Genomic DNA, 17,298 nt, shown 5'->3' on the forward strand with positions numbered 1-17,298 from the left:
GCCGATCGTCGGTAGCCCTGCCGAAATCAGCGTCAGCCAATGCTGCCATTTGTCGATCCAGCCCGGCGCCCAGGCGAGCGCGGCGATGGTCCCGGCTGAGGCAATCATGGTTGTCCAGAAGGCCGCCGCGCTGATCTTTTCCAGCCGGTGGTCGAGCAGCATCACCTGGCGGCTGCTGGCCCGGTGATAGGCGACCTGCGGGTCGACCTCGTGGATCGCGATCGATTCCGCCAGCGCCGGGACATTGTCGACGCTGATCTTGCCGCCGGGGAGCCCGGTCGCCCGCCACACCGCCGCGGCATACCATTCGACCCAGCGCCGCGGCACCGGATTGGTGTCGGTCCCGGGCGGGTCGGGCGCGGCAATCGCCAATAGCTTGAGGCTCCGCAGCGGCCTGAGGCGCTCGGCCAGCTGGCGATAGTCGAGCCAGCGGCGGTGCCATTCATGGGCCACGCCGAAGCGCGTGTTGAGGATGATCACCAGCGCCAGGACGAATTCGATCGCCGCCAGCACCAGTTTCGATCCCGGCAGCAGGAATCCTGCCAGGCCGATGATCACGGCGATCGCCGCCAGCACGAAATTCAAGACATGCCCGCTGCGGTAATTCTGCGCGAAATGGGTGGCGAGTTCGCCGGTCCAGCCATGGGACTCTCCCAGCAGGTCGAGCGGCAGGCTGACTCCGTGCCGGCCGGCACATCCTTCGCGATAGCGCCGCCAATCGGCCTCGCGCAGCGCCGCCGCCTCGGTCGTCTGGAAGTCCTTGGCCCCGAACCGGCTGATCCCGGCGGTCGCCAGCAGCAACGGATATTCGACCCGCGCCCGGTATCGCCGCGGCCGTTCGTTGCAGAATTTGGTGAGGTAGGCGCGCTCGCGCTCGTCGGCGGGTGGACTCAAAAGCCGCGCCAGCAGTTCCGACAGGTGCCGCTGGTCGAACGGCCGGCGGTCGATATCGTCGCTATGCATGGTTACGACCGCGGGGTCGTAAGCGCTCCACAGCAGGGTCACCGGCCGCGCCGGATCGACGGGCACATGGACGATCGGGATGCCCCGGCCGAGCGCGAACTCGACCACTTCGCCGGTCCCGCCGCGCCCGCGCGGGACCTGCCCGTCCCACACCGCAATCAGCACATCGCTATGCGCAATCGTCGCGCGGCCGGCCATGACATAGGCCTCCAGCGGATCGTCCTGCCTGCCGGGCAATTCGATCAGGCAGCTGGCGGCGTCGGCCAGTCGGTCGAAATCGGCCTTGAACGGCTCCGAAATCTCGGCCCGGGTCTGTTCGCGCGGGAAGGGCAGGACGACCTGCAGCCCATAGCCATTGGCGATGGCGGCATCGGCGGCAAACTGGTCGGCGCCGTCGGCCAGCGGTGAGACCATCATCAGCTGCGGCGGCAGCGGCGCGAACCAGTCCCGGCTGGCGGCGAACTGCTCCAGCGCGGCGGCAGTGATCGCGCCGACCGCATCGGTGATGCGGTCCGCCACCGCCTGCGCCTGGTCGCCGAGCCCGCCCGCCCGATGGCCGGTGATCCCCAGGCTGAAGGCGAAGGGCGGGCGCGGGGGCGAGCAGGACCGCTGGTGGACGCTTTCCCCCGGTTCGAGATCCGCGACTGGTTTCAGCTCATCCCCCGTACATGCTGGTGTAGAGGATAGCGCCAAATGCCGCCACGCCAATGCCAATGGTCGCAGCTTCTGCCAGGCTGATCCCGCCGCCACCGCCATTCTGGTTGTTCATGATCGGGTCGTAGTCGTGGCCGTTACCCGATGAATCGACCATCCGCAGGGCGAAATACATCTCCTCGATCTTGGCATTGTAGTTGATGACGGTCAGCTCCGTGGCATCGGGGGAAATGAATATGGGCTCGACGACGCCCGGCATCGCGGCGCCGGCCGGATTGGTCGGACAGCCCATTGCAATCGGCTGAATCCAGAACGGTGAATCCGCCAGCACGCTGGTTATCGGCCGGAAGCGCAGGCCAAGATTGGTCTTGTCGTCCAGGACGAAGGTGATGAAGTGGTAGTCGCCGCTATTGTCGTTGCTGACGTCGACTTTGGTAATGCCGCTGAAGTCGACGACGCCGCTCTTCATCTTGGCCTTAAAGCCGACGGCCCTGGTTTTCACTTTGGTCATATTTGCCTCCTCCGCTGTCCGCGCCCCTGTTGTTGATCCTAGATGCTTGCCCGGTTGCTGAGCGAACGGCGATAGCCTTTGGCCGCCAGCTCGGCGGCGATCCTCGACCCCTCGGCCCGCTCGCCGATGCCGCGCAGCAATTCGCCGCGCGCTGCCATCTGCACCGGTGTTTCGGCGATGCCTTTCGGCCAGGCAGCCAGCCCCGCCTTCCACGCGCCAACCGCCCCGGCGCGATCACCCGTACGATACAGCATATCGCCGACCAGCTTTTGCGCCTGCGCGACCGCAAATGGATCGCTTGAACTGTCGACTGACCGGACGCCCGCCAGCACCTGGTTGGCCAGCGCCAGCGCTTCGCCTTTCGACCCGCCATTCGCGGCCAGTTCCGCCTTGACCCTGAGGCAGCTGAGCCCGGCATCGCGCCAGGCGACCACCGTCGGGTCGCGGGCGATCAGGCCGTCGGCAATGCCGCAGCCCTCATCGGTTGCCACTCGGGCCTCGGCCAGCTTGCCGGAGCGAAGCATGATCTGCGCCTGGTCGAGCAGGGCACTGGAGCTTTGCGTCGCCCATTCGGTGTTGCTCGGTTCCAGCGCAACCAGCCGCCGGCCAATGCCGACGGCTGCTTCGGCATGACTCAGGGCCAGCGCCGTGTCGCCGCGCCGGAAGCGGTAATGGGCCAGCTGGCGATTGGCGATCATCGCCTTTTCCTCGAGTGCGGCATCGGGCCGGTCGACCGCCAGGTAGGGCGCCAGCAGCGACAATTGCCGTTCGCGCTGCTGGATGGCGAGGTCGAGCTGGCCGGCGCCGTCGAGCGCCTGGGCGTAAAAGGCCAGCGCCTCCATCTGCAGCTTGCGATAGTCGAGGTTGGCGGGCTCGGCCGAGGTCAGCCGGTCGGTCGCGGCGACCGAGGCGCGGAAGGTCTGCGCGGCTTCGGCGTAACGCGCCTGCCGCACCTCGACATTGCCGAGGTTGATCGCCGAATAGACGCCCTCCAACTGGTATTTGGGATTGTCGGGCTGCTTGGCCATCATCCGCTCGGCCAGCCGGCGATATTCGCTGAACCGCTTAGCGGCGTCGTCGACCTGCCCGCGGTTCATGGCGATGGTGCCGATGTAGAAAACGCTCTGCGCATGGTCGAACATGCGGTCCGGATCGTCGGCATGGCGGCGAAGCGCCTCGGCGGTGCCGGCATAGGCCTCGCGATAGCGGCGCAGCGCTCCGTCCATGTCGCCGCGCTGGGTGGCGATCTCGCCCATCAGGGTCAGCGCCTTCCACTGCTGGGCGAGCGCCTCGTCCGACAGTTGCGACTTGTCCTGTTTTTCGAAGTAAGCGAGCGCGCGCGATCCGACCGCGTCGAGCACGTCCAGCCGCCCGACCGGTTCGAGCTTCTGGCGCAAATCGCCGAGCATGAAACCGATCAGCCCCTCGGCTTCGCGCCGCTGGTCGCGTGCCTGGTCGCGCGCGTCGATCGCGGTGTAGGCGAGCCCGCTGGTGAACAGCATGCCCAGCACCGACGCGGCGGTGATCGCGTACAGCCGGCGGTGCCGCCGCTGCGCCTCGCGCTGGGCAAGGTCGTCGAGCCCGACCCCGATCATCCCCGCGGCGAGCTTGAGCAGCCCCATCTTGCGGCCGTCGCCCTGTTCGCGAAGGTCGGCGGCAATCGGCTCGGCGCGCTGGGCGGTCGGTTTTCCGCGCCGGTCGAAATGGACGCGCAGCGCGGACGGGAAGCATTCCTCGGCCGCGCAATCGGGATCGTCGCTGGCGAAGGGCGCGCCGTCGATGATCGCGGCCAGGATCCGGTCCTCGCGGTGCAGCCGCTTGAAGCATGCGATTTCCTTATCGATCCATTTGGAGCGCGCTGCAGCCGGCGAGCAGAGCACCACCAGGAAGCGCGATCCGGCGATGGCCTCCTCGATTTCCTCGGTAAGGTCGGATGCGGCGGCCAGTTCCTGGCGGTCGCGGAAGATCGGCGCCAGCCGCTTGGGCACCGGGCCATGCTCGGTCAGCTTGCCGATCAGCCGCGGCGGGACGCGGAATTCCTCGAGCGCCTCATGCAGCCAGTCGGCGATGGCCGTGTCCTGGTGGCTGTAGCTCAAAAAAGCCATGTAGCGCCGGTCGGGCGCAACGCGGCGCGCGCGGAATGCTGCCCCACGGATGGTACGCGCCAGTTGGGCAAGCTCGGCCATTCAGCCACCCCGCCAGTTACCCTTTTGCGACGCCCCCATAACATGGGGCGTAAACGACGGCGAATCCCCGTTTTCCTTGGCCCGGGGCGTCGGCGCGACTATATGGCCGCCATGTCCTCAATTCGCCCGTGGCGCGACATATCGCGCCGCCAGTCCCGCCAGATCATGGTCGGCAGTGTTGCCGTCGGCGGCGACGCGCCGGTCACCGTCCAGACCATGACCAACACGCCGACCTCCGACGCCAAGGCGACGATCGACCAGATCCGCCGCTGCGAGGAAGCCGGAGTGGACATCATCCGCGTCTCCTGCCCCGACGTCGAAAGCACCGCGGCGCTGAAGGAAATCGTCCGCGCGGCGAGTGTGCCGATCGTCGCCGACATCCACTTCCACTACAAGCGCGCGCTCGAGGCCGCCGGCGCCGGCGCCGCTTGCCTCCGCATCAATCCTGGCAACATCGGCTCGGAAGAGCGCGTGCGCGAGGTGATCAGCGCCGCCAAGGCCAATGGCTGCGCGATCCGCATCGGCGTCAACGCCGGCAGCCTCGAAAAGGATTTGCTCGAAAAATATGGCGAGCCCTGCCCCGAGGCGCTGGTCGAAAGCGCGCTCGACCATATCAGGATCCTCGAGGACCATGATTTCCGCCAATATAAGGTGGCGGTGAAGGCGTCGGACGTGTTCCTCGCCGTTGCCGCCTACCAGCAGCTCGCCGACCAGGTCGATTGTCCGCTCCACCTTGGCGTGACCGAGGCGGGCGGGCTGATCGGCGGGACCGTCAAATCCGCTTTAGGCATCGGTTCGCTGCTGTGGGCCGGGATCGGCGACACCATCCGCGTTTCGCTCTCGGCCGAGCCGGAAGAGGAAGTGCGGGTCGGCTACGAAATCCTGAAGTCGCTCGGCATCCGCAACCGCGGGGTGCGCGTCGTCTCATGCCCCAGCTGTGCGCGGCAGGGCTTCGACGTCATCCGTACGGTCGAAAAGCTCGAGGAGCGACTGCAGCACATCAAGACGCCGATGTCGCTCTCGGTGCTCGGCTGCGTCGTCAACGGGCCGGGCGAGGCACGCGAAACCGACATCGGCATCACCGGCGGCGGCCAGGGCAAGCATATGGTCTATCTGTCGGGCGTGACCGACCACCATGTCCAGGACGCCGACATGATCGATCATATCGTCAAGCTGGTCGAGCAGAAGGCGGCGGAGATCGAAGCCTCTACCGCAGCCGCGGCGGAAGCCGCCGAATAGGCGTTCAACCCCTCTTTACCTTCCTCGCCTAAGCTTCGCGCCATGTGGCGAATGGCGATCCTGATCATATTCGCGGCGACGATGGTCGGCGCGCTGATGCCGTCGTTCGAGCCGACCGCGCCGGCGATCGACGAGCGCGAGCGAGTGATCCAGGTCGATTCCATGGAGGAACGCGGGTCCTTCGAACCCTCGAACGATGCCGGGACCGGCACGGTCACGCTGGAGCGCTCGTCCGACGGTCATTTCTACGCCGATGCCCAGGTCAATGCCGCGACCATTCACTTTCTGGTCGACACCGGCGCCACCGGAATCGCGCTTTCGACCGACGATGCGCGGCGGGCCGGGCTGGCGTTCGATGCCGCTGGTTTCGAGCAGGTCGGCACCGGCGCGTCGGGCGCGGTGATGGGCCATTGGGTCGAATTGAACCGCGTCCAGCTGGGACTGAAAACCGTCACGGGCACGCCGGCGGTGATCCTCGAAGGCGGCGACCGCTCGCTGCTCGGCCAGAGCTTCCTCAGCAAGTTTGGCTCGGTCGAAATCCACGGCAATATGATGGTGCTTCGTTAGGGCCCGAACCGGGGGTGGATTGAGCCGCCGCATCGGCTAAAGGCGGGGCCGATGAGCGCCCCGCACAGCCCGGTCCCTGCCTATGCCGCCGCGGTCCTCGGCATCGCGCTCTTTTCGATCATGGACATGGTGATGAAGGGGCTGACGCTGGCGATCGGCACCTTTCCGACTCTGATGTGGCGATCGATGGTCGGCATCGCCCTGGCCGCCATCCCGTTCCTGATCGCCCGCAATCCCTGGCCGCGCGGCGTGGCGCTCCGCCTGCACCTGCTCAGGGGCACGATGATGGTGCCGATGGCGGTCTTCTTCTTCTGGGGCCTGGCGCGGGTGCCGATGGCCCAGGCGGTGGCGCTGACCTTCATCGCCCCGCTGCTCGCGCTGGTGCTGGCGGCGGTGATCCTCAAGGAACCGATCGGCAAGCGCACCGTCAGCGGCTCGCTCGCCGCCTTCGCCGGCGTCATCATCATCTTCATCGGCCAGGCCCAGGCCGACCTTGGCCAAACTGCCCTAATGGGCAGCTTCGCCATCCTTGCTTCGGCGGTGATCTACGCCTTCAACATCATCGTCATGCGCCGCCAGGCGCAGCATGCCGGCCCGATCGAAATCGCCTTCTTCCAGAATCTGGTGATCGGCGGGACCTTGCTGCTGTGGGCGGCGGTCAGTTCATGGCCGCCATTGCCGACTGGCCATTGGGCCGAGCTGGTGCTCGCCGCTGGCCTCGCGATCGGCTCGCTGATGCTCTTGGGCTGGGGCTATGCCAGGGCCGGCGCCGCCTATCTCTCGACCACCGAATATACCGCCTTCCTGTGGGCGATGCTGCTCGGCTGGCTGCGGTTTGGCGAGCATGTCTCGCTGTTCACTTTGGTCGGCGCCAGCCTGATCGTCGCCGGTTGCCTGATCGCTGCCCGCACCCGCAAGGTCGACCATCCGGCGCTCGAAGCGACCGCCTAACTCAACCCGTCAATATGCTGATCGCCATGGCCAACACGCCGGTGTTGAAGATGAAGGCTTCCAGGCAGTGGATGATGACGATCCGCCGCACTGCCGGCGAAGTGACCATCACGTCGGAGGTCTGCAGCGCCACCCCAAGCGTGAAGGCAAAATAGACGAAGTCGCTATAGTCGGGTTCCGGCCGCTCCCCCGGAAATTCCAGCCCGCCCCGGTCCTTCCTGGCAACGTCGCTGGAATAATAGAGGTGGGCGTAATGGAGCGTGTAGACCATGTTGGTCCCGATCCACGCCATGGCCAGCGTCACCACGATCAGCAGCTTGTCGGTGAAGGTCGGGCCGGTCTGTTTGACCAATTCGCCGGCAATGGTGACCAGGATCACCAGCGACACGACGATCGACGCGATCAGCAGGGTCAGGCGGTTGGCGTCATTTTCGCGTGCCGCCTGGCGCATTGCGTCGGCGTGATACCGAAACAGGGGAATGCACATCAGCAGGAAGACAGCGGCCGCAACATCGAAGCTGATCATGATGGCCAGGGCGCGCTCCATATGGGCTTGGCCGTATGCGATGCCCGCGAACAGTATCACGAAGAAGGCGATGAACTTGGGCGGGGCGAGGCGATTGCCGATGGTGCGCGGCGCTGTCATGAGGCGGCAGGATAATCGAAAGGCGCGGCCGGTCCAGCCGCTTGGATTTGGAGGTGCGGCATGGCCTGGTTCTGGCTGATTCTGGGGGGCCTGTTCGAAGTCGGCTTCACCACCTCGCTGCGGTTCGTCGAGGGCTTCCGCAATGTCCCCTGGACGCTCGCCTTCCTGGTGTCGGTCGCGATCAGCATGGCGCTGCTCGAACTGGCCTCGCGCAATATCCCGATGGGCACTGCCTATGCCGTCTGGGGCGGGATCGGCGCGGTCGGCACGGTGATGGTCGGCATGGCCTTCTTCGACGAGCCGACCACCACGCTCCGCCTGCTGCTGATCCTTGGCATCGTCGCCTGCATCGCCGCGCTCAAGCTTAGCGCCTGACCGGTTTCTCCAGCAGCGGCGCGATTTCCGGCGCCTGCTCGATCGACGGCAGGAAGCGGGGACCGGGGAAGGGCCCGCGCGCCTGCTCATAGGCATAGCCCAAGCGCAGCAACTCCGCCTCCGACCATTTCGGGCCGATGAAGCTCAATCCCACCGGCAGGCCCTTGACCAAGCCCATCGGGACGGTGAGGTGCGGATAGCCGGCAATCGCCGCCAGATAACCCGCGCCGCCACCCGGATATTGGTCGCCATGGACCGCGTCGATCAGCCAGGCCGCCGATTCGGTCGGGCCGATCAGCGCGTCGACCTTGTTGTCCCGTAGCAACCGGTCGATGCCGTTGATGCCGGCATAGGCGATGCCCTCGTCGCGAGCCTTGATATAGTCCGGATCGCTCAGGCCCTTGGTCGCCTCGGCCTTCTCGAACAGATCCTGCCCGAACAGCGCCAGCTCGCGCGGGTCGGCCTTGTTGAAGGCGATGACGTCGGCCAGCGTCCGCGTCTTCACAGCTGGCGGGGTGGTGGCGAGATAGGCGTTGAGGCCCACCTTGAACTCGGTCAGCAGCACGGGAAGCTGCTTGGGCTCTTCCTTGGCCCCGCCCAATTCCTTGATCTCGACGATCTCGGCGCCCTGTGCGCGCAGCACCGCCAGCGCCTGGTCCAACGCCTTGTCCGTGCCGAAGCCCGAGGCGAAGCGCATCAGGCCGAGCCGCTTGCCCTTCAAGCTCGCGCCAATGAGCGCGGTGGCATAATCGACCTTGCGGCTATCCGCTTCCACCGTTGCCGGGTCGGCGGGATCGGTGCCGGCAATCGCGGTCAGCAGCTCGGCGGCCTCGCGCACGGTCCTGGTCATTGGTCCGGCGGTGTCCTGGGTGACGCTGATCGGGACGATGCGGGTGCGGCTGACCAGCCCGACGCTGGGCTTCAGGCCGACGATGCCGTTGATCGACGCGGGGCAGGTGATCGACCCGTTGGTCTCGGTGCCGATGGCATAGTTGGTGATCCCCGCCGCCACCGCTGCGCCCGACCCGGACGAGCTGCCGCACGGGTCGCGGTCGAGCGCGTAAGGGTTGCGGGTCTGGCCGCCGACCGCGCTCCAGCCGGAGATGCTGGCGTTGTCACGGATGTTGGCCCACTCGCTGAGATTGGTCTTGCCGACGATCACCATTCCCGCAGCGCGCAGGCGCGTTATCAGAGGCGCATCGCGGCCGGTGTTGTTATCCTTCAGCGCCAGGCTGCCGGCGGTGGTCGGCATTCCGGCCACCTCGATGTTGTCTTTGATCAGGATGTGCTTCCCAACCAAACGCCCGCGCATTCCAGACGCTGCTACGTTGGCCTCTTGCTCCGTCGCCGTCGGGTCGATTGCCAAGATGGCATTGGTGCGGTCGCCGGGGACCTGAGCGCCTGGAGCAAATATGGTCCAGCCTTGTCCGGCTGCGGCTGTGGTTGCCGTGACGACAAGCGAACAGGCAAACAGGGATCGGGAAATTTTCATGTTGGGCCCCTCCGACTCGGCAGCATGCGGCAGGCCGCCATTAAGTTTCAAGCGCCACCGCCACCCTTAACCAAAGTTAATGGTTTTGAGCCAAATCGGTAAATGTTCCGCCTGCGAAAAAATATTTTGTATGTTGGAACTTGGCGGCTTTCCTGACGTTTCCGCACCTTTCGTAGCGAATCGAGCACATTTTGTCGGTTAACTTTCAAGGACTTCCGTTAACCGCTTCCGTTAACGAACCAATCAAGTCATTCTACTTGGTGTTGGGTGGGAGGAATCTAGGGTCATGATTCGAGCGATAGGAGCAGCCGTCATCGGCGCCAGTTTGGCGGCCGCGACGCCCGCGTTCGCGACGAGCGCGGAAGCCGCGGCCAACCCGTCCCGGCCCGATCCGCTGCGCCCGCTGATCCTCGATCGCTCGGCTCAGCCCGTTCGCCAGAACACCGCACTTATCCTGGCTCGTCCCGCCAGCCCTGACGCGTTCGGTACGGTCGCGCTCAATGCCGGCGTGACGATGTATGACGCGCGTTTCCGGCGGGTGGCATCGACCGATGCGAGGGACCCGCTGGTAATGAGGCTGGCGGCGGGGGCCGCCAACCTCGATCCCGTGGCCAAGCTCCGGCTGGTCCAGCAGGAAATCAGTGAAAGCGTCCACTGGAGCCACGATCTCGACAATATGGGCGTCGCCGATTTCTGGGCCAACGCCGGCGAAACGCTGCGCCGCGGCACCGGCGATGCCGAGGATATCGCCATCGCCAAGATGCAGGTGCTGAAGGCCGCCGGCTTCGATCCCAAGGATCTCTATATCAGCATCGGCCGCCATTCCTCGCGCGGCGCGCACATCTTGCTGCTGGCCCGCACTGCCAGCGGCTTCTTCGCGCTCGACGACAAGGACGGCATGATCCCGGCCGCGCAAGACACCAAATTCACCCCGATCATGACCATCGGTCAGGGGATGAGCTGGGTCCATGGCCGCCGCATCAGCGGCAACCCCCGTCTCGCCAGCGCCGCAGCCCGGACTACACGGGCGAAGTAGTCCGTATCGCGCTATAAGCGCGGCATGGCGGACGATACTGATGATCTGGAGCGGTTCGTCACAGCTCAGGCTGGCGGCGTCTACGAACAGGCGCTGGCCGAGCTCGCAGCCGGCCGCAAGCACAGCCACTGGATGTGGTTCATCTTCCCCCAGCACCGCAACCTCGGCCACAGCCCGACGGCAAAATATTACGGGCTAAGCGGTATCGACGAAGCGCGCGCTTATGCCGCGCACCCGCTGCTAGGCGGGCGGCTGAGAGCCTGCTGCCGGGCGATCCTGCCCCACCTGGCAATTGACAAGCCGGAAGATATTCTCGGCCCGATCGACGCGCTCAAATTGCGCTCGTCGATGCAGATCTTCGCCGCGGCGGCCCCGGACGAACCCTTGTTCGGCCAGGTCCTGGCTAGCGCATCGGCACCCTGATCAGCAGCCGGCGCAGGTGCCGGGCCACTGGCTCAGCATCAGTTCAGGCGCGCTTGCGGTCCGGCTGGACGTCGCGGTCCTTGTCATTGGCCGGCTGGGCGGGCCTGGCCGGCGAGGAAGCACTGCGCACGGCATTGAAGATGGTGAGGCTGATCATCATAAGCTCCATTGGGGGGTGTGCCCGTGGCGCATGCGAGCCGCTTGCGCTCGCCCGGTTCGATCAACCTACTGCTTTATTCGACTAACACACGTGTTGGTCATCCACCTTCGTGGGGCTCGACATAGACCAGCGCCTGCCGGCCGGATTCCAGCACCAGCTCGGCCCGTCCATAGTCGCTGCCTTCGTAAGCGTCGGTTCGCGCCAGCTCTTCGGCGGTCAGCCAATAAACCATGCCCGGGACGCGGTCGGCGGGATCGCCGGTCGGCTGAACGATGAAATGGGTCTTGGCTCCGCTGATCCGTACCGCATTGGGGTCGCGGTCGGGGACGACCGCCAGGCGATACCCGATCAGCGCATCGGGCGATCCTTCCAGTTCCCGGCCATAATTGGCCAGCTGGACCTCGCGCAGCTGCAGCGTGCCATAGGAGAAGAGGGCGATGTCAGCCTGGCTCATTGAGGCTGCTTTTCTCGCGCTTGGGAAGGTCGGGGTGAAGCGGCTCCCAGCCGATCTTGTCCTTGACCCAGATTTCGACGTCGGGCGGGTATCGGTCCGGCTCGTCGAGCGTGCCAGTGGTAATGTCCATGTGTTGCGGCCGCTCCGACCGCCGGTAGCCGACCGTGCTGCCACAGTCTTTGCAGAATAGCCAATGGATGCCGGGCGAGCTCGAATAATCTTCGGGCTCGTCGCCCAGCCACGCAAAGTCGCCACGGTCGAACACCGCCCAGGCGATGTTGGTGCCGCCGCTCGCCTTGCGGCAATCGCCGCAATGGCACAGCGTCGCAGCGACCGCTTCGCCCGTCACGCGATAGCGGATCCTGCCGCACAGGCAGCCACCCTCCGCAGCTTCGTTCATACGTTGGCCGGATAAACGGGATTGGCCGACAGCTCGCCAACCACAGTAGTCCATTCACGGACATGCCAACGCGCAACGAGCCCATTCAACACATAGGGATCGGCGCGGGCGAATTCCTCGGCCACGCTCTTGTCGTCGCCGACGAACGCCAGGACGGCGCCATCGACCGGGTCGGCCAGCGGGCCGGCGATCAGCAGGTCACCCCGATCGGCCGCCGCCCAGGCGTAGGTCAGATGCTCGGCCCGAAACTGCGGCCGGCGCTCGAGATAATCGGGCGCGCCTTCGTAAAAGAGTAGGAAGTGCTTCATATGCCATGCCTTTCGCTGGCCCGCTCTTAGCCTCTCCGCGCTGGCCGCGCGAACCATGGTTCGTCGGGCCAAGTCAAAAGCCACGCTTATTCCCGACTGATCTAGATTGATGCAGCGGCGCAACGGTTGCGGTCTTCGCAAGCCATTGCGGGGAATGTCGAATAGTGACAAATTGTTTGCAGGGCCTTCACCATAACGAGGGAGGCGACTGTTTGGGGGGACGCGTTGCTGCCCGTTCGGCTCGTGCTCTTGGTGCTTGAAGGTCCGCGCGAAGGCGAGAACGACTTTCTGGAGTTCCCGTCGATCGAGGATGCCGTGTCCTATGGCCGCGAGCTTTGCGGCGGCCGGCGCTTCCAGCTTGAAGCGATCGAGGACGGCCATGGTAGGTCCGTCATCTCCTACGATTATCTGAACGAGCTTTGCCGGACAGCCGAAGCTTTTCCCCAACGCCGCTACGCGTAAGCAGAGTGCCGCCGAGCGCAGGTGAGAGATTGCAAAGCAATCGTGGCCAGCGCGTAGAGACGGTGCGACACGGACGGCCTGCGCGCGTTAGCGCGGCAGGACCGACGGCGCAGATTCACTCCGCGCCGGCTGCATCCACCTCGGCTTGGCCCGCCGGGCGCCTGATTACGCCGAACACAATCACCGACAATCCCAGCGCCACCAGCGTCGCCGCGGCAAGGAAGGCGGCGCCGGCGAAGCCCTGCTCGGCGCCGGCGGCCAGCGTCTGGGTCATCAGCAGCGGTCCAACGATCGCCCCGACGCTGGAGACCGAGGCCATCCCGCCCTGCAGCGCGCCCTGGTTGGAGGCGTCGGTCATCTGCGACAGCAAGGCGTTGGTCGACGGATAGACGAGGCCCTGCAACGCGCTGAAGAAGATGATCGGATAGACCATCCAGCCGATCGGCACGAAGGCGTAGAGGGCGAAGCTGGTGCCCCCGACCAGCATGCCGATGACGATTGCGCGCTCCTCGCCGAACCTGGCCACGGCGCGGCCGGTGATCAGCGCCTGGGCGATGGCCATCGACAGGCCTGCGGCGGCCAGCGACCAGCCGATCTGGGCCGGGGTCCAGTCGAACTTGAGCGAGGCCCAGAAGGCCCAGGTCGAGGGATAGACCTGGTGCGCGACCTGCCACAGCAGCGAGGCGAGGATCAGCAGCACCGCCCGCGACTGGTGGAGCAGGGGCGCGAAGGTGCCGAACGCATTGGCCCGCCGCCAGTCGAACCTGCGCCGGTCTTCGGTCTTCAGCGTTTCCGGCAGGCTGGTGAGGATCCACAAAAAGTTGAGGCCGGTCAGCGCGGCGGCGGCGATGAACGGCGCACGCGTGCCAAACCCGGCCAGCAGCCCGCCCAGCGCCGGCCCGAGGATAAATCCGCCGCCGAACGCCGCGCCCATCAGCCCGAACACTTTCGCCCGCTCCTCCGGCTTGGTGACGTCGGCCAGCACGGCATTGGCCGGGCCATAGGTCGCGCCGGCGATCCCCGCGACCAGCCGGCCGAGGAACAGCCAGCCGATGGTCGGTGCCGCCGCCATCAGCGCATAGTCGATGGTGAAGGCGAGGGCGCACAGCAGCAGCACCGGGCGCCGGCCGAAGCGGTCGCCGAGGTTGCCCATGATCGGCCCTGCCAAAAACTGCATCAGCGCATAGGCGACCAGCATATAGCCGGCGATGCGGGTCGCTTCGGCCATCGGCACATGCGCCAGATGGACCACCAGGCTGGGCAGGACCGGCAGGACGATGCCGAAGCCGATCGCGTCGAGCAGCAGTACGGTGAGGACGATCGGCACGGCGCGATGGCGGCGGGTCATGACGTCGAGGCTTCACCAAATCGTGCCGCCAATCAAGGCGAGCAAAGTTAGTCGGAAATTAGCCTTGTATTAAGGAGAGCGGCGCAGACTTCCCCGCGCACAAAAGCGGAGGAAGTTATGGGAGCGCCCGAGTCGGGCATGAAGGCGGGCGACCAGCCTACCGCGGAAACGCTGCTGACGGCGTTCCGGACCATCAAGGACGACGATCGCGCGCGGCACGCTGCCGTGCTTGACTATTGGCTGTCGATCCGCGCCGACAAGGAATTCCCGCCGCTGCACGACCTCGATCCGCTCGAAATCTCCGACGCGGCATCGCATTCGATCCTGTTCGAGCTATTGAGCGGCGGCCAGGACGCGGAAATCCGCCATCTCGGCGACGGCCTGGAAAAGGAGATCACGGTCAAGCGGCTGATCGACGCGCCGAGCCCGTCGCTGGCGTCGAGCATCGCCCGCAAGCTGCCGATCGTCGGCATTTCGCGCGATTTCCTGTCGTTCGAGGACAATTTCACCAACGCCGACGGGCTGACCCGCTGCTGGATCACGCTGCTGCCGCTGTCGAGCTGCGGCTCGTGGGTCGATTATGTCTATGCCTTCGTCAGCCTCGACAAGGGATCGGTCAAGGCGGCCAAGCCGGTCGCCGAACCGGAACCGGAGGTAGTGGAAGAAACCGCGGTCGAGGAACCAGTGACCGAGGAAGCGGTCGTGGTCGAGGAATCCGTCGCTGTCGAAGAGCCTGAAACCGAGACTGAAGCGGTCAAGGAAGAAGCTCCAGAAGCAGTCGAAGAAGCAACTGTCGAGGCCGAACCCGAACCCGAACCGGTCGCGGAGATCGAACCCGAACCGGAACCCGAACCCGATCCGGTCGCCGAGGTTGAGCCTGAGCCGGTCGCCGAGGTTGAGCCCGAACCGGTCGCCATCGTCGATCCTGAGCCGGTCGCCGAGGTTGAGCCCGAGCCCGAGCCCGAACCGCTGCCCGAACCGGAAGCGGTCGAGGAAACGCCGCCCGCCAAGAGCGCGGGCTTCTCCAAGATCCTCGACGGCCTGTCGCAGCTGACCGGCTTCTATGGCCAGGGCGTCAAGGTCGACGAGCCGGTGGTCGAGGTCGATCTGCCGGAGGCCGAACCGCTCGCGGCCGTCGAACCGGTCGAACCCGTCGCTATGGAGCCAGCGGAAGAACCGCTCGAGCTTGAGGAAGTCGCCGCCGCGCCCGAACCCGAGCCCGCGCCCGCGCCCGCGCCCGCGCCGGTCGCCGAAGCCGCGCCCGAACCCGAACCGCTTGAACTCGAAGAAGCAGCCGTCGCCCCAGCGTTGGAGGGAACATTGCAAAGCAAACTCGCCGAAGTGCAGGCCAAGGCCGACGAGGCCCGCGAAGCCCAGGTCCGCGCCACCGCGGCGCTCCATGAAGGGCTCAGCGCCGCCTATGATTTCGCGCTCGATGCCGAAACCGCGCCGGAGGAATATCTCCGCCTGGTCGAGGCGCAGGGCCTCAAGATCCAGCTGCGCGCGCCGATGGCGCCGGTCGCCAAGCTGGCGTTCGACGGCATTTGCGATGCCGCCACCATCCGTCAGTTCGAGGCGGTGCTGGCCTGGGCGCTGAAGGTGGAGCTGCCGCGCGGCACGCTCCTCGAGCGGATCCAGGGCGCGGGCGGGATCCCGCAGCTGCTCGACGAATTCGCGAAAGCGGCCTGAACCGCCTGATCGATCTGGCCGCCTAGCCCTTCTTGGGCTTGCTCAGCCTCATTCCCTCGACCACCGCATTTTCGGCGCATTGGCGCGAAATGTCGGCGAGAATGGCGATATCGTCATCGGCCGCCTGCCGCGCCAGCCAGTGGGTCCGGCTGGCGATGCTGCGCAGCTCCTTGATTTCCTTTTCGGGAAGCTGGCGCTGCTGCGCCACCAGCCGCTCGAACACCGCCTCGTTGAGCGGCGTCTCGAACTCCAGGCCGATGAATTCCTCGCAATGCCAGGCGACGCGGGCGCGCTGGCTCTCCAGCCCCTCGAACACCAGCCACACCATATGATCGTCGGCGACCACGGTCGAACAGGCGATGCGGCAACCATGCGTCGACATGTCGATCACCCGCGCCGGCGCCTTGCGGTTGCCGTCGCGAAAAGTCGCGTTGAGGTGCAGCGCGGTGCGATCCGCACGCCGCCGCTCCGGCTGGAAAGGAACGGTTACGGTCATGTCCGAGTCTCCAGCCAAGGATTGTGAGCCCGAAATCATGAAGATTTGGTCACTATTTCGGATCGAAAGCCCTGAGGATCGGGCAGGGGCCTTTCTTCTTCGACGCGCAATCGCTCGCCAGCCCGGCCAGCGCATCCCGCGCTTCCCTAAGCTCGGCGATCTTGCCGTCGATCGCCGCCACCCGGCTCTGCGCCAGCTCGCGCGCCCGCGCCCGGTCGTCGGAGGCGTCGAGCGCGATCAGCTCGCCGATCTCGCTCAAGGTAAATCCCGCCGCCTGGGCCGAGCGGATGAACTTCAGCCGCTTGACGTCCGTCTCGCCATAGCGGCGGACCTCGCCCGGCGGCCGCGCCGGTTTGGGCAGCAGCCCGCGCCGCTGGTAATAGCGGACCGTTTCGACCCCCACCCCCGCGGCCTGAGCCAACCCGGAAATAGTATCCCTCATCGTGCACCGCCGAGCACAAGGGAGGCTTTGCGAAGCAAAGGGGAGCTTGTGTCGAAGAGACGGTGCCGAGCGGACGGCGGGTGGCCGCAGGCCAGCCCGACCGACGGCGCGAATTTACTTCGCGCTCCGCCTTCAAAAATAATCGCTTGATTCCGTACCATGGTACGGACCGTATAAGCCCTTTGTCCGCTCTTGGACAGAAGGAGAATCACCATGGTTTCGGTTACCCCGCTCGCGCCGCAGCGCGCCTGCACCTGCAAGCCGTGCACCTGCAAGTGCTGCAGCTGCTAGGCTGAGCACCGCCGAGCGCAGGTGAGGGATTGCCCGGCAATCTCGAGCCAGCGCGAAGAGCCAGTGCCAGCCGGCCGACCGGCCCCCGGACTCGATCCGGGGGACCGGATCGACGTCACGAAGGGAGCGTTAGCCATGCGCCAGCATGGCGAGAGCGAAGCGCCAGTGACGACCAACAACGGGCCGCATCGGTCACGCGGTGCGG

The 17,298-nt window shown here is 65.9% G+C and carries 18 protein-coding genes and 1 pseudogene; 8 read left to right on the plus strand and 11 right to left on the minus strand.

Annotated elements, in window-relative coordinates:
* The 3 genes and pseudogenes from Q0C64_RS02980 to Q0C64_RS02990 form a co-directional block, all read right to left on the minus strand.
* Window positions 1-1,656: pseudogene (locus tag Q0C64_RS02980) on the minus strand (hypothetical protein); the annotation flags it as partial.
* A complete protein-coding gene (locus Q0C64_RS02985; protein WP_294120704.1) occupies window positions 1,619-2,128 on the minus strand; it encodes a hypothetical protein in 510 nt (169 codons plus the stop codon). The pseudogene Q0C64_RS02980 and the gene Q0C64_RS02985, both read right to left, overlap by 38 nt.
* Window positions 2,129-2,166: 38 nt before the next feature.
* The gene (locus Q0C64_RS02990) at window positions 2,167-4,314 is read right to left on the minus strand and encodes a toll/interleukin-1 receptor domain-containing protein (protein WP_294120705.1); all 2,148 of its coding nucleotides are present in this window, start codon (window positions 4,312-4,314) and stop codon (window positions 2,167-2,169) included.
* 111 nt (window positions 4,315-4,425) lie between these two features.
* On the opposite strand from Q0C64_RS02990, the gene ispG reads away from it, so the two are divergent.
* Genes ispG through Q0C64_RS03005 form a run of 3 tightly spaced genes read left to right on the plus strand, consistent with a single transcriptional unit; the run spans window position 4,426 to window position 7,071 of the window.
* Window positions 4,426-5,553 carry a flavodoxin-dependent (E)-4-hydroxy-3-methylbut-2-enyl-diphosphate synthase gene (gene ispG / locus Q0C64_RS02995; protein ID WP_294120707.1) on the plus strand — a complete coding sequence of 376 codons (1,128 nt, stop codon included), beginning with the start codon at window positions 4,426-4,428 and terminating at the stop codon, window positions 5,551-5,553.
* Between the two features lie 51 nt (window positions 5,554-5,604).
* Window positions 5,605-6,120 (plus strand): TIGR02281 family clan AA aspartic protease, encoded by a 516-nt coding sequence (locus tag Q0C64_RS03000; protein WP_294120709.1) that lies wholly within the window; start codon window positions 5,605-5,607, stop codon window positions 6,118-6,120.
* 51 nt (window positions 6,121-6,171) lie between these two features.
* On the plus strand, window positions 6,172-7,071 hold the full coding sequence (locus Q0C64_RS03005; RefSeq protein ID WP_294120711.1) for a DMT family transporter: 900 nt from the start codon (window positions 6,172-6,174) through the stop codon (window positions 7,069-7,071).
* 1 nt (window position 7,072) lies between these two features.
* Here the strand turns inward: Q0C64_RS03005 and Q0C64_RS03010 are convergent, their stop codons facing one another.
* The gene (locus tag Q0C64_RS03010) at window positions 7,073-7,717 is read right to left on the minus strand and encodes a DUF1345 domain-containing protein (protein ID WP_294120713.1); all 645 of its coding nucleotides are present in this window, start codon (window positions 7,715-7,717) and stop codon (window positions 7,073-7,075) included.
* Between the two features lie 60 nt (window positions 7,718-7,777).
* Between Q0C64_RS03010 and Q0C64_RS03015 the strand changes: the two genes are divergently transcribed.
* Window positions 7,778-8,092 carry a multidrug efflux SMR transporter gene (locus Q0C64_RS03015; RefSeq protein WP_294120715.1) on the plus strand — a complete coding sequence of 105 codons (315 nt, stop codon included), beginning with the start codon at window positions 7,778-7,780 and terminating at the stop codon, window positions 8,090-8,092.
* Here Q0C64_RS03015 and Q0C64_RS03020 read toward each other — a convergent pair.
* Window positions 8,082-9,584 (minus strand): amidase, encoded by a 1,503-nt coding sequence (locus Q0C64_RS03020; protein WP_294120717.1) that lies wholly within the window; start codon window positions 9,582-9,584, stop codon window positions 8,082-8,084. The two genes, Q0C64_RS03015 and Q0C64_RS03020, sit on opposite strands and share 11 nt — an antisense overlap.
* A 286-nt stretch (window positions 9,585-9,870) precedes the next feature.
* On the opposite strand from Q0C64_RS03020, the gene Q0C64_RS03025 reads away from it, so the two are divergent.
* Together Q0C64_RS03025 and Q0C64_RS03030 are read left to right on the plus strand one after the other, a co-directional pair.
* A complete protein-coding gene (locus tag Q0C64_RS03025) occupies window positions 9,871-10,620 on the plus strand; it encodes a transglutaminase-like cysteine peptidase (protein WP_294120719.1) in 750 nt (249 codons plus the stop codon).
* Between the two features lie 24 nt (window positions 10,621-10,644).
* On the plus strand, window positions 10,645-11,043 hold the full coding sequence (locus tag Q0C64_RS03030; protein WP_294120721.1) for a DUF1810 domain-containing protein: 399 nt from the start codon (window positions 10,645-10,647) through the stop codon (window positions 11,041-11,043).
* A gap of 257 nt (window positions 11,044-11,300) precedes the next feature.
* On the opposite strand, the gene Q0C64_RS03035 is transcribed toward Q0C64_RS03030, so the two are convergent.
* The 3 genes from Q0C64_RS03035 to Q0C64_RS03045 are packed head-to-tail and all read right to left on the minus strand — an operon-like array spanning window position 11,301 to window position 12,365.
* Window positions 11,301-11,657, minus strand: a complete 357-nt coding sequence (locus Q0C64_RS03035; RefSeq protein ID WP_294120723.1) for a gamma-glutamylcyclotransferase family protein — start codon at window positions 11,655-11,657, stop codon at window positions 11,301-11,303.
* On the minus strand, window positions 11,644-12,057 hold the full coding sequence (locus Q0C64_RS03040; protein ID WP_294120725.1) for a GFA family protein: 414 nt from the start codon (window positions 12,055-12,057) through the stop codon (window positions 11,644-11,646). Before Q0C64_RS03040 ends, Q0C64_RS03035 begins: the two co-directional genes overlap by 14 nt.
* On the minus strand, window positions 12,054-12,365 hold the full coding sequence (locus tag Q0C64_RS03045; RefSeq protein WP_294120727.1) for a YciI-like protein: 312 nt from the start codon (window positions 12,363-12,365) through the stop codon (window positions 12,054-12,056). The genes Q0C64_RS03040 and Q0C64_RS03045 overlap by 4 nt, the downstream gene beginning before the upstream one ends.
* Window positions 12,366-12,608: 243 nt before the next feature.
* Here Q0C64_RS03045 and Q0C64_RS03050 point away from each other — a divergent pair, with 243 nt between their 5' ends.
* A complete protein-coding gene (locus tag Q0C64_RS03050; RefSeq protein ID WP_294120728.1) occupies window positions 12,609-12,827 on the plus strand; it encodes a hypothetical protein in 219 nt (72 codons plus the stop codon).
* Window positions 12,828-12,942: 115 nt separating this feature from the next.
* Here Q0C64_RS03050 and Q0C64_RS03055 read toward each other — a convergent pair whose 3' ends face one another.
* Window positions 12,943-14,175: a TCR/Tet family MFS transporter gene (locus Q0C64_RS03055; RefSeq protein ID WP_294120729.1), complete on the minus strand. Its 1,233-nt coding sequence runs from the start codon at window positions 14,173-14,175 to the stop codon at window positions 12,943-12,945.
* 117 nt (window positions 14,176-14,292) lie between these two features.
* Between Q0C64_RS03055 and Q0C64_RS03060 the strand changes: the two genes are divergently transcribed.
* On the plus strand, window positions 14,293-15,864 hold the full coding sequence (locus Q0C64_RS03060; RefSeq protein ID WP_294120730.1) for a hypothetical protein: 1,572 nt from the start codon (window positions 14,293-14,295) through the stop codon (window positions 15,862-15,864).
* Between the two features lie 22 nt (window positions 15,865-15,886).
* Here the strand turns inward: Q0C64_RS03060 and Q0C64_RS03065 are convergent, their stop codons facing one another.
* On the minus strand, window positions 15,887-16,360 hold the full coding sequence (locus tag Q0C64_RS03065; RefSeq protein WP_294120731.1) for a PilZ domain-containing protein: 474 nt from the start codon (window positions 16,358-16,360) through the stop codon (window positions 15,887-15,889).
* Window positions 16,361-16,412: 52 nt separating this feature from the next.
* The gene (locus Q0C64_RS03070; protein WP_294120732.1) at window positions 16,413-16,802 is read right to left on the minus strand and encodes a MerR family transcriptional regulator; all 390 of its coding nucleotides are present in this window, start codon (window positions 16,800-16,802) and stop codon (window positions 16,413-16,415) included.
* Window positions 16,803-17,298 lie beyond the last annotated feature (496 nt).

It is taken from the genome of Sphingomonas sp., assembly GCF_023266535.1.
Taxonomy (GTDB): domain Bacteria; phylum Pseudomonadota; class Alphaproteobacteria; order Sphingomonadales; family Sphingomonadaceae; genus Sphingomicrobium.

Excerpts from the sequence above, each read along its gene's own strand:
- Q0C64_RS02985 (WP_294120704.1), bottom strand. The coding sequence starts at position 2,128 with ATGACCAAAGTGAAAACCAGGGCCGTCGGCTTTAAGGCCAAGATGAAG.
- Q0C64_RS02990 (WP_294120705.1), bottom strand. The coding sequence starts at position 4,314 with ATGGCCGAGCTTGCCCAACTGGCGCGTACCATCCGTGGGGCAGCATTC.
- ispG (WP_294120707.1), top strand. The coding sequence starts at position 4,426 with ATGTCCTCAATTCGCCCGTGGCGCGACATATCGCGCCGCCAGTCCCGC.
- Q0C64_RS03000 (WP_294120709.1), top strand. The coding sequence starts at position 5,605 with ATGGCGATCCTGATCATATTCGCGGCGACGATGGTCGGCGCGCTGATG.
- Q0C64_RS03005 (WP_294120711.1), top strand. The coding sequence starts at position 6,172 with ATGAGCGCCCCGCACAGCCCGGTCCCTGCCTATGCCGCCGCGGTCCTC.
- Q0C64_RS03010 (WP_294120713.1), bottom strand. The coding sequence starts at position 7,717 with ATGACAGCGCCGCGCACCATCGGCAATCGCCTCGCCCCGCCCAAGTTC.
- Q0C64_RS03015 (WP_294120715.1), top strand. The coding sequence starts at position 7,778 with ATGGCCTGGTTCTGGCTGATTCTGGGGGGCCTGTTCGAAGTCGGCTTC.
- Q0C64_RS03020 (WP_294120717.1), bottom strand. The coding sequence starts at position 9,584 with ATGAAAATTTCCCGATCCCTGTTTGCCTGTTCGCTTGTCGTCACGGCA.
- Q0C64_RS03025 (WP_294120719.1), top strand. The coding sequence starts at position 9,871 with ATGATTCGAGCGATAGGAGCAGCCGTCATCGGCGCCAGTTTGGCGGCC.
- Q0C64_RS03030 (WP_294120721.1), top strand. The coding sequence starts at position 10,645 with ATGGCGGACGATACTGATGATCTGGAGCGGTTCGTCACAGCTCAGGCT.
- Q0C64_RS03035 (WP_294120723.1), bottom strand. The coding sequence starts at position 11,657 with ATGAGCCAGGCTGACATCGCCCTCTTCTCCTATGGCACGCTGCAGCTG.
- Q0C64_RS03040 (WP_294120725.1), bottom strand. The coding sequence starts at position 12,057 with ATGAACGAAGCTGCGGAGGGTGGCTGCCTGTGCGGCAGGATCCGCTAT.
- Q0C64_RS03045 (WP_294120727.1), bottom strand. The coding sequence starts at position 12,365 with ATGAAGCACTTCCTACTCTTTTACGAAGGCGCGCCCGATTATCTCGAG.
- Q0C64_RS03055 (WP_294120729.1), bottom strand. The coding sequence starts at position 14,175 with ATGACCCGCCGCCATCGCGCCGTGCCGATCGTCCTCACCGTACTGCTG.
- Q0C64_RS03060 (WP_294120730.1), top strand. The coding sequence starts at position 14,293 with ATGGGAGCGCCCGAGTCGGGCATGAAGGCGGGCGACCAGCCTACCGCG.
- Q0C64_RS03065 (WP_294120731.1), bottom strand. The coding sequence starts at position 16,360 with ATGACCGTAACCGTTCCTTTCCAGCCGGAGCGGCGGCGTGCGGATCGC.
- Q0C64_RS03070 (WP_294120732.1), bottom strand. The coding sequence starts at position 16,802 with ATGAGGGATACTATTTCCGGGTTGGCTCAGGCCGCGGGGGTGGGGGTC.